Genomic DNA, 13,143 nt, shown 5'->3' with positions numbered 1-13,143 from the left:
TGGACGGAGAATCGAGTTGAAGACTGCAACCGCTACCCTGGGCAAAATCGCTGCCGTACTGGCGCTGGGCATGATGGCCACGGCACCGGCGCTGGCGCAGTCCTCCCGGATTGCCTGGCTGAGCGCCGAGCGCATCTACAACGAATCGAAGCTAGCCAAGTCGGCCGACAACAAGCTGCGCGAGGAATTCTCCAGCCGCGAAAAGGCGTTGCAGGAACTGGCCATGCGCTCCAAGGCGGCCGCCGACAAATGGGAAAAGGAAGGCGCCGCCAAGCCGGAGCCTGAGCGCAGCAAACTGCAGCGCGAAGCCTACGAGGCGGACCTGAACTTCCAGCGCCGCCAGCGCGAATTCCGCGAAGACCTGAACCAACGCACCAACGAGGAGCGTGCTGCGATCGCCGAAAAGGCGACGAAGATCATCAAGCAGCTTGCAAACACCGAAGGCTATGACATCGTCCTGCAGGACGCAGTGTGGGCCAGCCCGCGCATCGACATCACCAACAAGGTGCTGGAAGCGCTGGACAAATAACAGATAGATTGGATTACAGATGGGCCTTCGACTAGGAGAACTGGTCGAGCGCCTGGGCGGTCAACTGGTGGGGGACCCGGAACTTTATGTTGCCGGGATCGCGCCGTTGACCGATGCAGGCGCTTCGCATATCAGCTTCCTCAGTAACAGCAAATTCCGCTCGCAGGCGGGGCAAAGCCAGGCGGCAGCCCTGATTGTCAGCGCCAATGACGATGCCACCGTGGCCGAAACCTATAAGGGCGCCCGCATCGTCGTCAAGAATCCCTATGTGTACTTTGCCCGTGCCGCGCAGGTCTTTGAAGCGCAGACGGCTTACGTGCGCCCGGCCGGCGTGCACCCGACGGCCTACGTCGATCCCGCGGCCAGCGTAGACGCGACCGCCCATATCGGCCCCAAAGTGGTGGTTGAAGCGGGTGCCGTGATCGGCGCCGGCGTGGTGCTGGATGCCGGCTGCTACATCGGCCGCGACGCGCAGGTGGGCGAGGGCACGCACTTCTTTGCCAACGTGACGTTCCATTCGAAGTGCGTGATCGGCAAGCGCGGCATCATCCATTCGGGCGCCGTGATCGGCACCGACGGCTTTGGCTTTGCCAATGACGGCGGTGTCTACGTGCGCATCCCGCAGGTGGGCCGGGTACTAATCGGCGACGATGTCGACATTGGCGCCAATACCACCTTGGACCGCGGCGCGCTGGCGGACACCATTATTGAAGACGGCGTGAAGCTGGACAACCAGATCCAGATCGGCCACAACTGCCATATCGGCGCGCACACGGCCATGGCCGGCTGCGTCGGCGTGGCAGGCAGCGCAAAAATCGGCAAGTACTGCACCTTCGGCGGCGCGGCAATGATCCTGGGCCATTTGACGATCGCGGACCACGTCCATATTTCGTCGGGCAGCCTGGTATCGCGCTCGATCGCCGAACCAGGCCAATACACGGGCTTTTACCCGTTGGCCAAGAACAGCGACTGGGAGAAGTCGGCTGCGATTGTCCGGAACCTGCCGACGATGCGCGATAAAATGCGCGCGCTGGAAAAAACCATTAAAACTAAAACCGAAGACGAAGAATCATGACGACTACCGAAAACAAAACGATGGACATCTGCGAGATCAAGGCTTACCTGCCGCACCGCTACCCGCTGCTGCTGGTTGATCGCGTGATCTCTTATGAAGAGAACAAGTCCATCACCGCCATCAAGAACGTGACCGTGAACGAAGAGTTCTTCAACGGCCACTTCCCGCACAAGCCGGTGATGCCGGGCGTGCTGATGATCGAAGCGATGGCGCAGACCGCAGCCCTGCTGTCGTTCAAGTCCATGGGCATCAAGCCGGACGAGAATTCGGTGGTGTACTTCGTCGGCATCGACAACGCGCGCTTCAAGCGCCCGGTAGGTCCTGGCGACCAACTGAAGATGGACGTGGAAATCCTGCGCAACGCGCGCGGCATCTGGAAATACAAGGCGGTCGGCTCGGTCGACGGCCAGGTGGCACTGGAAGCTGAGCTGATGTGCACCATCCGCTCCGTGGAGTAACAGCATGGCGACCATCCACCCAAGCGCGATCGTCGACCCGAAAGCCGAACTGGCTGCCGGCGTCGAGATCGGTCCATACACGATCATTGGTCCGAACGTGGTGATTGGCGAGAACACCGTGGTGGGCCCGCATGTCGTGATCGAGGGCCATACCACGATCGGCAAGAACAACAAGTTCTTCCAGTTCTCGTCCATCGGCGCCGCGCCGCAGGACAAGAAGTGGAACGGCGAACCGACCCGGCTGGAAATTGGCGACGACAACACCATCCGCGAATTCTGCACCTTCAACCTCGGTACGGTGCAGGACAAGGGCGTGACCAGGCTGGGTAACAACAACTGGATCTCGGCCTACGTCCACCTGGCGCATGACTGCGTGGTCGGCAACAACACCATCTTCTCCAACAACGCCCAGATGGCGGGCCACGTGGAGATCGGCGACTGGGTGATCATGTCGGGCTTTGCCAACGTGCACCAGTTCTGCAAGATTGGCGCCCACGCCTTCGTCGGCATGAGCACCAGCCTGACCCAGGACGTGCCGCCTTTCGTACTGTTGAACGGCAATCCGGCCGCCGCCCATGGCGTCAACATCGAAGGCCTGAAACGCCGCGGCTTCACCCGCGAGCAGATCAACGCCATCCGCAACGCCTACAAGCTGCTGTACCGTTCCGGCCTGACGCTGGATGAAGCCAAGGCAGCCATGATCGCCGCCGAAGCCGAACTGCCGGAGGCGGACGCGGTCCCTGCGCGCGCGATGCGCGAATTCCTCGATACGACCACCCGTGGCATCGTCCGCTGACGTATCGATTGCAGTCGTTGCCGGCGAACCGTCCGGCGACCTGCTGGCAGGCCGTCTGTTAGGCGGCCTGCGCCCGCACCTGCCCGAAGCGCGCTTCCACGGCATTGGCGGCCCGGCCATGATGGAACATGGCTTCGAGTCGCAATGGCCGATCGAGAAGATGACCGTGCGCGGGCTGTTCGAGATCATTCCCCGCTACCGCGAGCTGAAAGGCATCCAGAACACACTGCGCGACCAGTTGCTGGCCGAACGGCCGGCCTGCTTTATCGGCGCCGATTACCCGGGCTTCAACCTGGGGCTGGAAGCGCAGTTGCGTGACGCCGGCATCCCGACCGTGCATTACATCGGACCGCAGATCTGGGCCTGGCGCGGCGGGCGCATCAAGAAAATCATCAAGTCGGTGTCGCATATGCTGGTGATCTTCCCGTTCGAGGAAGAGATCTACAAGAAAGCCGGCGTGCCCGTGACCTACGTCGGCCACCCGCTGGCCGAGGTGATTCCGCTGCAGCCCGACGAAGCGGCCGCACGCCGCCAGCTCGGCCTGGCGGAAGACGCCAACGTGGTCTGCGTCATGCCGGGCAGCCGCATGGCGGAACTGAAATACAATACGGCCGCCTTCATCGGCGCCTGCAGGCTGCTGCTGCAGCGCGACCACACGCTGAAATTCGTGGTGCCGATGGCCGGCGAAAAGCAGCGCAAGTACTTCCTCGAGCTGATCGCAGAAGCTGGACTGCAGGACGTGGAACTGATGCTGCTCGATGGCCAGTCGCACACCGCCATCTGCGCCGCCGACGCCGTGCTGGTGGCTTCCGGCACCGCATCGCTGGAAGTGGCACTGTACAAAAAGCCGATGGTGATCGCCTACAAGATGATGGCCGCATCCTGGCATATCATGAAGCATATGGGCTACCAGCCCTGGATCGGCTTGCCGAACATCCTGGCGCGCGAATTCCTGGTGCCGGAAATGCTGCAGAACTCAGCCACTGCCGAGACGCTGGCCGACGCCATGTGGCAACAACTGAGTGACGTGCCGCATCGCCTGCGACTGGTGCAGCGCTTCACCGACATGCATTACAGCCTGCTGCGCAACAGCGCCGAAGAAGGCGCCGCAGCAGTCCTTAAGGTGATCAACAGATAAGCCCGTGTCACACCTGGGGTGTGACCCCATGGTGTGACACGAACTGGACAGTAGAAAGAATTGAGCAATGGTCCAACAATCCGGTCTTTTCGATGACCTTCCTTACTCGCTCGACGAGATCATTTGCGGCGTCGATGAGGCGGGGCGCGGTCCTTTGGCCGGGCCGGTGTTTGCTGCGGCCGTGATCCTGGACCGCAACCGCCCGATTGCCGGCCTGCGTGATTCCAAGAAGCTCAACGAAGCGCGCCGCGACGAGCTGGCGCCATTGATCCGTGAGCACGCGATCGCCTGGGCCGTGGCCAAGGCTTCGGAGGAAGAAATCGACCGCCTGAACATCTTGCAGGCCAGCCTGCTGGCGATGAAACGCGCCGTGTATGCCCTGCAAACCATACCCACCCTGGCCCTCATCGACGGCAACAAGTGCCCGGTGATGCGCATCCAGAGCATCGCCATTGTGGAAGGCGACGACAAGATCGAGTCCATTTCCGCCGCCTCGATCCTGGCCAAGACCGCGCGCGACGCGGCCCTGGTCAAACTGCACAAGAAGTACCCGCAATACGGCTTCGACCAGCACAAAGGCTATGGCACTGCACTGCACCTGGAGCGCTTGCGCGAGCATGGCGCATCGCCGGTGCACCGGCGCAGCTTTGCTCCGGTGCGTGAAGTCCTGGAGCGCGACCTGTGAAGCACATTACTTCGCGCGACAACGCGCAATACAAGGAGCTGTCCAAGCTGGCCACCAACTCGCAAGCGCGCCGCAAGGCCGGCCGCAGCCTGCTGGATGGCGTGCACCTGTGCGAAACCTGGATCGAGTTGCGCGGCCACCCCGAGCAAGCCATTGTGGCTGAAGGCGCGCTGCAGAACCCTGAAGTCGCCGCCATCATCGCCCGCCTGGAAGCGGAGCATGCCCACGTGCTGTGCCTGACCGACCAGCTTTACCATGCGGTCAGCCAGGTGGAGCACGGTGTCGGCCTGATGTTCCTGATCGCGACCCCGCAGAAGGACGTGCCGCAGGCGCTGGCCGTGAACGCCGTCCTGCTGGACAACGTGCAGGACCCGGGCAATGTCGGCTCCATCCTGCGCAGCGCCGCCGCGGCAGGCGTGAAGGAAGTGTATTGCGCCCCCGGCACAGCTTTCTGCTGGTCGCCGAAAGTACTGCGCGCTGCCATGGGCGCGCACTTTGTGCTGGATATTTACGAGAACGTCGACCTGGAGCAACTGGTGCAGGGCGCCCAGATCGCCACCCTGGCGACCAGCGGCTACGCGGCCGAACAGCTTTACCAGCTTGACCTGAAACGCCCGGTCGCCTGGATCTTCGGCCACGAAGGGCAGGGCGTGTCCGACGCGCTTTTAAGCAACGCTACCCATCGCGTCATCGTGCCGCACCTGGGGAAAGTCGAATCGCTGAATGTCGCCGCGTGCGCGGCAGTATGCTTTTTCGAACAAGTAAGGCAAAATCTGACTTAATAAAACTAACCATGCTGGAATGGGCGTTATGGAAATTGCAAACTTGCACTTCCTGGTCGCCGAGGGCGAACCCGTCCAGCGTGAGCTATTGGTCGGCATGCTGCGCCACCTGGGCGCGCAGCACGTCACCCCGGCATCCGACGGCCTGGGCGCGCTGCGCTTGCTGGAAATCGGCCTGATCCCACCCGCCAACATCGCCGTGATGGACCTGGCGCTGCCGGGTATGGACGGCCTGGAGGTCATCCGGCGCCTGGCTGAAATCGACTGCCGGGCCGGCATCATTATCCTGGCCTCCGAAAGCGCGGACGTGCTGTTCTCGGTCGAAACCATGGCTGAAGCTTACGGGCTTGACATCCTGGGCAGTTCGATCAAGGCCATCACCTCGGCCAGGCTGCAGGAGCTGATTGCCAACTACCGGGAACCTTCCGGCGAGCCGGATCCCGGCCCGCAGCATCCTGAATTCACCTTTGCCGAAGTGGAGGGCGGACTGCAGGGGCGCCAATTCGATCCCTTTGCCCAGCCCGAGATCGAGCTGGAGACCGGGGCTGTGGTGGGGCTGGAAATGTTCGCCCGTTGGCGCCACCCCGAGTATGGCGTGCTTGGCCCGTCGGCATTTGTGCCGGTGCTGGAAAGCGTGCGGCGCATCGATTTTCTCGACTGGAGCATGATCGAGAAGTCGGTCGCGGCCTGCCGCAGCCTGCATGACAAGGGCATTCCGATTTCGTTTTCGGTGAATGTGGATCCGGGCACGCTGGCGCATCCGCAATTCATCGCCCGGATCACGGCCTGCCTGGAACGCTACCGCATCCTGTCCGATTACGTTACGTTCGAGATCACGGAAGCCTCGGTGCTGACCACCAACCCCCATTTCCTGGAGCGCCTGCTGCGCCTGCGGATGATGGGATTCGGGCTGGCGATCGATGACTACGGCACCGGGCGCTCCAACCTGCAACTGCTGGCCGCCATTCCGTTCTCGGAACTGAAGATCGATCCCAGTTTCGTGGACGGCGCTTCGCGCAAGCGTCCCATTGGTACCGTATTGAAGTCCTGCCTTGGGCTGGCCCGCAGCCTGTCGCGCCACGCTTGTGCGGTCGGTGTCGAAACCAGGGCGGACTGGGACTTCCTGCAAAGCCTGGGCTGCGACTACGCCCAGGGCTTCTATATTGCCAACCCGATGCCGGTAGTTGATATTCCCGGCTGGCTCCACGACTGGAAAAGCTTCTTCTGACGGTCAGTAAACCGAGCGATTCGGCTTGATTTCCTGCAGGATGGTGGTCGAAATCTCTTCGATCGACTTGGTCGTGGACGACAGCCAGCGGATGCCTTCGCGGCGCATCATGGCCTCCGCCTCGTTGACCTCATAGCGGCAGTTTTCCAGCGAAGCGTATTTGGAACCGGCGCGGCGCTCGTTACGGATCTCGGACAGGCGCTGCGGCTCGATGCTCAGGCCGAAAATCTTCGATTTATAGGCATACAGCGCCGACGGCAGCTTGCCGCGCTCGAAATCGTCCGGAATCAACGGGTAATTGGCCGCTTTGACGCCGTATTGCATGGCCAGGTACAGCGAAGTAGGGGTTTTGCCCGAGCGCGACACGCCAACCAGGATGACGTCCGCCGACGACAGGTTCTTGTTGGACTGACCATCATCGTGCGCCAGCGAGAAGTTGATCGCCTCGATGCGGTTCTTGTATTCCTCGCTGTCCACCACATTGTGGGAACGGCCGATGGTGTGGGTCGACTTGACGCCCAATTCCTGTTCCAGCGGCGCCACGAAGGTCTGTATCAAGTCCATATGCATGGCATTGGCGCGCTGGATGACTTCCGACAGCTCTGCCTTCACCAGGGTCGAAAACACGATCGGCTTGGCGCCATCCTCGGCTCCGACTTCGTTAATTTTGCGCACTGCATCATAAGCCTTGTCGCAGGTATCGATGAAGGGCAGGCGGATCTGGCGGAAGCGCAGGTCGAACTGCGTCAGCACCGAATGGCCGAAGGTTTCGGCGGTGATGCCAGTGCCGTCAGAGACAAAAAAGACGGTGCGGCTGGACGCCGGCAATAAACGTTGATCTTGTGGCATCAAAAGTGCTTTTCCAATGGATGAATCGTCAATTTGCTGCGCAGGCTGTAAAATGCTTGCCAACGGTAAGATTGTGCTGCACGGCGCCAAGAATGACAAGAACGATGCCAAGCATGCCTGCGTAAAGATTTTTATCATCAAAAAGGTGTCTTTATGACTAACGCAGCATTGAAGGAGCAATCCGACGGGGTGTACGTTGCCTCGTTCGAGAATTTGCGCATGACGGATGTCGAATCCGTCGGCGGCAAGAACGCGTCGCTGGGCGAGATGATCTCCCAGCTGGCTGGCGCCGGCGTGCGTGTGCCTGGCGGCTTCGCTACCACCGCCCAGGCCTTCCGCGACTTCCTGTCGCACAGCGTTGACGGTGGCCCATCGCTGGCCCAGCGCATCGCTGACCGCCTTGAACACCTGAATGTCGACGACGTCCGCGCCCTGGCAGCATCGGGCGCCGAAATCCGCCAATGGATCGTCGACACCCCGTTCCAGCCACGCCTGGAAGCCGAAATCCGCACCTTCTACGACAAACTGGTCGCAGACTCCAGCACCGAAGTGTCATTCGCAGTGCGCTCCTCCGCCACCGCGGAAGACCTGCCTGACGCATCCTTCGCAGGCCAGCAGGAGTCCTTCCTGAACGTGGTCGGCATCGACAACGTGCTGGAAGCCATGAAGCACGTGTTCGCATCCCTGTACAACGACCGCGCCATCTCCTACCGCGTGCACAAGGGCTTCACCCACGCAGAAGTGGCGCTGTCGGCCGGCGTGCAGCGCATGGTGCGTTCGGACACGGGCGCATCGGGCGTGATGTTTACCATCGATACCGAATCTGGCTTCAAGGATGTGGTCTTCATCACCTCCAGCTATGGCCTGGGCGAAACCGTGGTGCAGGGCGCCGTGAACCCGGACGAATTCTACGTTCACAAGCCAATGCTGGAGCAGGGCAAGTCCGCCGTGATCCGCCGCAATATCGGCTCCAAGCTGATCAAGATGGAATTCACCAACGAAGCCAAGGCTGGCCGTTCCGTGAAGACCGTCGACGTGCCGATCGAAATGCGCAACCGCTACTCGCTGGTGGACGCGGAAATCGTTGAACTGGCCAAGTACGCCATGATCATCGAAAAGCACTACGGTCGTCCGATGGACATCGAGTGGGGTAAAGATGGCCGCGACGGCAAGCTGTACATCCTGCAGGCCCGTCCTGAAACCGTCAAATCGCAGCAGAAAGCCACCGACTCGCAGCAGCGCTTCAAGCTGAAGTCGAGCGGCACCGTGCTGACCTCCGGCCGTGCAATCGGCCAGAAGATTGGCGCCGGCCCCGTGCGCGTCATCCGCGATCCAAGCGAAATGGAGCGCGTGCAGCCGGGCGACGTGCTGGTAGCCGACATGACCGACCCGAACTGGGAACCGGTGATGAAGCGCGCGTCCGCCATTGTCACCAACCGCGGCGGCCGTACCTGCCACGCAGCGATCATCGCGCGTGAACTGGGTGTGCCGGCAGTGGTGGGTTGCGGCGACGCGACCGACGTGCTGAAAGACGGCACTTTCGTGACCGTTTCCTGCGCCGAAGGCGACGAAGGCAAGATCTACGACGGCCTGCTGGAAACCGAAATTTCCGAAGTGTCGCGCGGCGAACTGCCACCGATCAAGACCAAGATCATGCTGAACGTGGGTAACCCGCAGCTGGCTTTCGACTTCCAGTCCGTGCCGAACAACGGCGTGGGCCTGGCCCGCCTCGAGTTCATCATCAATAACAATATTGGTGTGCACCCGAAAGCGATCCTGGAATACCCGAACATCGACGCCGACCTGAAGAAGGCAGTGGAATCGGTCGCTCGCGGCCACGCTTCGCCGAAGCAGTTCTACATCGACAAGCTGGCCGAGGGCATCGCAACCATCGCTGCGGCCTTCTGGCCGAAGAAAGTGATTGTGCGCCTGTCCGACTTCAAGTCGAACGAGTACAAGAAGCTGATCGGCGGTTCGCGCTACGAGCCGGACGAAGAAAACCCGATGCTGGGCTTCCGCGGCGCCGCGCGCTACCTGTCCGAAGACTTCGCCGCCGCATTCGAAATGGAATGCGTCGCGATGAAGCGCGTGCGCGAAGAAATGGGCCTGACCAACGTCGAAATCATGGTGCCATTCGTGCGTACCCTGGGCCAGGCCGAAAAAGTGGTCGGGCTGCTGGCCAAGAACGGCCTGAAACGCGGCGAGAACGGCCTGCGCGTGATCATGATGTGCGAAGTGCCTTCCAACGCCGTGCTGGCGGAGCAGTTCCTGCAGCACTTCGACGGCTTCTCGATCGGTTCCAACGACCTGACCCAGCTGACCCTGGGCCTGGACCGCGACTCCGGCATGGAGCTGCTGGCAGCCGACTTCGACGAACGCGATCCTGCCGTGCGGGCGCTGCTGGGCATGGCCATTTCGGCCTGTATCAAACTGAACAAGTACATCGGCATCTGCGGCCAGGGTCCTTCCGACCACCCGGAACTGGCCGTGTGGCTGATGCAGCAAGGTATCGAGACCATGTCCCTGAATCCGGACTCGGTCATCGACACTTGGCAGAAGCTGGCAGAAATGCAACAATAAACCGCCGATAAGCGGCTTGAACCCCCGTGGCCTTATCGGCGACGGGGGTTTTTTACTTTTGGAGGTTGTGATGGCGGATTGGATGTTGTGGGCGATCAGTGCAGGCGTGCTGGTCATCCTCGAACTGTTTAGCGGCACCTTCTACCTGCTGATGATCGCCATCGGCATGGGTGCCGGCGCACTGACTTCGCTGGCGCGCGTCGATATGCCGGGACAGATGCTGGTGGCGGCCATCGTAGCGGCAATTGCGACCGTGCTGCTGCGCCGCAGCCGCTTTGGCAAGACTGCGCAGCCACCGGCGTCGGCCAACCCGGACGTCAACCTGGACATCGGCCAGACCGTCAACGTGCCGGCCTGGCAGGGCGGCGCCGCGCGCGTGATGTACCGCGGCGCCATGTGGGACGTAGAACTGGCGCCCGGCGAGATGGCGGCACCAGGCGTATTCAGGATCCGCGAAATTCGCGGCAGCCGGCTGATCGTCGGCGCATAACAAGGAGAAGTGAATGGAAATCAGTTTTGGCACAGTCACGCTGGTCGTCTTTATCGTCGCGCTGGTGTTCGTATTCAAGACCATCAACGTGGTGCCGCAGCAGCACGCGTGGGTGGTGGAACGGCTTGGCAAATACCATGCTACGCTCGGCCCGGGCCTGAATATCGTGGTGCCCTTCATTGACCGCATCGCCTACAAGCACGTGCTGAAGGAAATCCCGCTGGACGTGCCTTCGCAGGTTTGCATCACCAAGGACAATACGCAGTTGCAGGTGGACGGCATCCTGTACTTCCAGGTGACGGACGCGATGCGCGCCTCTTACGGCTCGTCCAACTACATCGCCGCGATCACGCAATTGGCGCAGACCACGCTGCGTTCCGTGATTGGCCGCATGGAGCTGGACAAGACATTCGAAGAGCGCGACCACATCAACTCCACGGTGGTGAATGCGATTGACGAATCGGCCGCCAACTGGGGCGTGAAAGTGCTGCGCTACGAAATCAAGGACCTGACGCCGCCGCAGGAAATCCTGCACGCGATGCAGGCCCAGATCACGGCCGAACGCGGCAAGCGCGCCCTGATTGCCGCCTCCGAAGGACGCAAGCAGGAGCAGATCAATATCGCCACTGGCGAACGGGAAGCGGCGATTGCCCGTTCCGAAGGCGACAAGCAGGCCGCCATCAACCGCGCGCAAGGCGAAGCAGCGGCAATCCTGGCGATTGCCGAAGCGACTTCCGGCGCGCTGAAGCAAGTCGGCCTGGCGATCCAGCAGCCCGGCGGCGAGTCCGCAATGAACCTGAAAGTGGCGGAGCAATACGTCAGCGCCTTCGGCCAGCTGGCCAAGACCAACAACAGCCTGATCGTTCCCGCCAACGTCGGCGAAATGAGCAGCCTGATCGCCACCGCCCTGCAAGTCGTCAAGACCCAGAAATAACTGTGGCCGAGCCCGTGTCACACCTTGGGGTCAGACCCCAAGGTGTGACACGGGCTGGGCCGTAATTGCGTACAATGCGGCCTTATATCGAACAGGAGGCGCATGTGGGAACCTGGGCTGTTGGACCGTATGGCAATGACTTCGCGCAGGATTGGGCGGAGGATTTGCAGGAATCGAGGGACCTTTACTTTATCGAGGACACGTTGAATAACGTGTTGCAGGCGGAGACCACCGAGTATTTGGAGGCGCCGTTTGGTGCCGAGGCGCTGGCTGCGGTGGAAACCTGGTCGCGCCTGCAGGGCAAGGGCGGGGCGAAGGACGATGATTCCGGGCGCGTCGATGAGTGGGTGGCCGAGGTGCAGGCAAAGCTAAGCAAGCCGCGCGCCGATATCGCGGACAAGGCCCAGCGCGTGCTGGCCCTGGTACTGTCCGATGCTTCCGAGTTGCGCGAACTGTGGGAAGACAGCGAGCATTACGAGGACTGGCGCGCCACGGTCACCGACTTGCAGCGCAGGTTGTCGGCATGAAGCGCGTTCTCGCCGCCGCCCTGGCATCCGCTGCATTCGCCGCCTATGCGGGCGATGCGGCGACCGATGCGGCCCTCTCTGCCCGCATCGCCCAGATCCGCGCCATGCCTGCAGCCGCCAACGCCGCTGCAGCAGGCGCCCAGCGCCGCGAGCTGGATGCAGCGTGGCGCTTCTTTGGCGATTACCGCGATGACGCTATCCCGCTGCTGCGCCGCGAGCTGGCCGCCGAGCTGCGTTCCGCACGCCCCAGCCAGCAATTGCTGCTGGACGCTGCCTGCTTCCTGGTAGCTTATGGCGCCGAAGCCGACAGGCCGCTCGCCGCGCAAGCCGCGCTGGCCATCAATCCTGAGGCGGCACTCGACGGTCCCCAGCTTTTCCGTTTGATGCACTCCGCTGCGGCCGGCCAGGATGCGCGCCTGCTGCCGCTGATCGACCGCGCCTTCCTGCGCAAGGCCGTGACCGTTCCATTGCCGCAGCAGGGCTCGGTGATCGATGAAACGGGCGTGCGCGCCTTGCTGTATGGCCGCTTTGGCGCGGCAGGTGAGCGCCACCTTGCGACGTTGCTGCGCGATCCGGCGCTGGTCAAACCGGTGCTGGATGCGCTGCAACTGGTTGGCTCGCCGGCCAGCGTGCACGCTGTCGAACCGCTGCTGCAAAGTGCCGACATGGAGGTCTTCACGCGCGCCGTGAATTTCCTGGTGCGTGCCGGCGGCCCGCAAGGCCGCCAAGCGCTGTTGGCGATCAAGCCGCAAGGCATGTCGAAAGAGGCGGCGCAGTTCTTTGCCCCGATGCGCCAGCAACTCGCCCAGCAACCAGTGCCGGAGGCCGGGAAGGGCGCTTTGGCGGATGCTGAAGTGCGCCGCCTGCTCGACACGCTGGAGACAAACGGTGGCCGCTATGAGGGCATTGATCCCGTGGCAATCGTGCAATCGCGCCTGCCGAAGAACGAATTGCTCGAGCGCCTGGCCCGTATCCGCGAGCGCAGCTTTGCGCGCGCCACGAATGAGGCGTTGACCGATATCGATACGACCAGTGCTTTGCTGAACGCAATCAGCTATCGAAATCAATAAAG

General features: G+C 61.9%; 14 protein-coding genes. 13 read left to right on the top strand and 1 reads right to left on the bottom strand.

Annotation, left to right across the window (positions count from 1 at the left end):
• Nucleotides 1–16: 16 nt before the first annotated feature.
• The 8 genes from ASD58_RS18550 (at nucleotide 17) to ASD58_RS18515 (ending at nucleotide 6,691) form a co-directional block, all read left to right on the top strand.
• Nucleotides 17–529, top strand: a complete 513-nt coding sequence (locus tag ASD58_RS18550) for an OmpH family outer membrane protein (protein ID WP_229210022.1) — start codon at nucleotides 17–19, stop codon at nucleotides 527–529.
• A 19-nt stretch (nucleotides 530–548) separates the two neighbouring features.
• Nucleotides 549–1,604: a UDP-3-O-(3-hydroxymyristoyl)glucosamine N-acyltransferase gene (lpxD, locus tag ASD58_RS18545; RefSeq protein ID WP_057262704.1), complete on the top strand. Its 1,056-nt coding sequence runs from the start codon at nucleotides 549–551 to the stop codon at nucleotides 1,602–1,604.
• Nucleotides 1,601–2,062: a 3-hydroxyacyl-ACP dehydratase FabZ gene (fabZ, locus tag ASD58_RS18540; protein WP_055924214.1), complete on the top strand. Its 462-nt coding sequence runs from the start codon at nucleotides 1,601–1,603 to the stop codon at nucleotides 2,060–2,062. Before lpxD ends, fabZ begins: the two co-directional genes overlap by 4 nt.
• A 4-nt stretch (nucleotides 2,063–2,066) precedes the next feature.
• Nucleotides 2,067–2,858 (top strand): acyl-ACP--UDP-N-acetylglucosamine O-acyltransferase, encoded by a 792-nt coding sequence (gene lpxA / locus ASD58_RS18535; protein ID WP_057262703.1) that lies wholly within the window; start codon nucleotides 2,067–2,069, stop codon nucleotides 2,856–2,858.
• Nucleotides 2,842–3,996 carry a lipid-A-disaccharide synthase gene (gene lpxB, locus ASD58_RS18530; protein WP_057262702.1) on the top strand — a complete coding sequence of 385 codons (1,155 nt, stop codon included), beginning with the start codon at nucleotides 2,842–2,844 and terminating at the stop codon, nucleotides 3,994–3,996. Before lpxA ends, lpxB begins: the two co-directional genes overlap by 17 nt.
• Nucleotides 3,997–4,063: 67 nt before the next feature.
• Complete coding sequence (gene rnhB / locus ASD58_RS18525) at nucleotides 4,064–4,681, top strand: ribonuclease HII (RefSeq protein ID WP_057262701.1); 618 nt, start codon at nucleotides 4,064–4,066, stop codon at nucleotides 4,679–4,681.
• Nucleotides 4,678–5,463 carry an RNA methyltransferase gene (locus ASD58_RS18520; protein ID WP_057262700.1) on the top strand — a complete coding sequence of 262 codons (786 nt, stop codon included), beginning with the start codon at nucleotides 4,678–4,680 and terminating at the stop codon, nucleotides 5,461–5,463. Before rnhB ends, ASD58_RS18520 begins: the two co-directional genes overlap by 4 nt.
• Before the next feature lie 28 nt (nucleotides 5,464–5,491).
• Nucleotides 5,492–6,691 (top strand): EAL domain-containing protein, encoded by a 1,200-nt coding sequence (locus ASD58_RS18515; RefSeq protein WP_057262699.1) that lies wholly within the window; start codon nucleotides 5,492–5,494, stop codon nucleotides 6,689–6,691.
• 3 nt (nucleotides 6,692–6,694) lie between these two features.
• Here the strand turns inward: ASD58_RS18515 and ASD58_RS18510 are convergent, their stop codons facing one another.
• The gene (locus ASD58_RS18510) at nucleotides 6,695–7,540 is read right to left on the bottom strand and encodes a pyruvate, water dikinase regulatory protein (protein ID WP_057262698.1); all 846 of its coding nucleotides are present in this window, start codon (nucleotides 7,538–7,540) and stop codon (nucleotides 6,695–6,697) included.
• A gap of 153 nt (nucleotides 7,541–7,693) precedes the next feature.
• Between ASD58_RS18510 and ppsA the strand changes: the two genes are divergently transcribed.
• The 5 genes from ppsA (at nucleotide 7,694) to ASD58_RS18485 (ending at nucleotide 13,141) form a co-directional block, all read left to right on the top strand.
• A complete protein-coding gene (gene ppsA / locus ASD58_RS18505; protein WP_057262697.1) occupies nucleotides 7,694–10,120 on the top strand; it encodes a phosphoenolpyruvate synthase in 2,427 nt (808 codons plus the stop codon).
• Nucleotides 10,121–10,190: 70 nt separating this feature from the next.
• Complete coding sequence (locus ASD58_RS18500; RefSeq protein ID WP_057262696.1) at nucleotides 10,191–10,610, top strand: NfeD family protein; 420 nt, start codon at nucleotides 10,191–10,193, stop codon at nucleotides 10,608–10,610.
• A gap of 13 nt (nucleotides 10,611–10,623) precedes the next feature.
• Nucleotides 10,624–11,544, top strand: a complete 921-nt coding sequence (locus tag ASD58_RS18495; RefSeq protein ID WP_057262695.1) for an SPFH domain-containing protein — start codon at nucleotides 10,624–10,626, stop codon at nucleotides 11,542–11,544.
• A gap of 104 nt (nucleotides 11,545–11,648) precedes the next feature.
• Complete coding sequence (locus tag ASD58_RS18490; protein ID WP_057263026.1) at nucleotides 11,649–12,071, top strand: DUF4259 domain-containing protein; 423 nt, start codon at nucleotides 11,649–11,651, stop codon at nucleotides 12,069–12,071.
• A complete protein-coding gene (locus ASD58_RS18485) occupies nucleotides 12,068–13,141 on the top strand; it encodes a hypothetical protein (RefSeq protein ID WP_057262694.1) in 1,074 nt (357 codons plus the stop codon). The genes ASD58_RS18490 and ASD58_RS18485 overlap by 4 nt, the downstream gene beginning before the upstream one ends.
• Nucleotides 13,142–13,143 lie beyond the last annotated feature (2 nt).

The organism is Duganella sp. Root1480D1, from assembly GCF_001427305.1.
GTDB lineage: Bacteria > Pseudomonadota > Gammaproteobacteria > Burkholderiales > Burkholderiaceae_D > Rugamonas.
The sequence above is the reverse complement of the archived record's forward strand: the minus strand, read 5'-3'. Positions and strand labels throughout refer to the sequence as shown.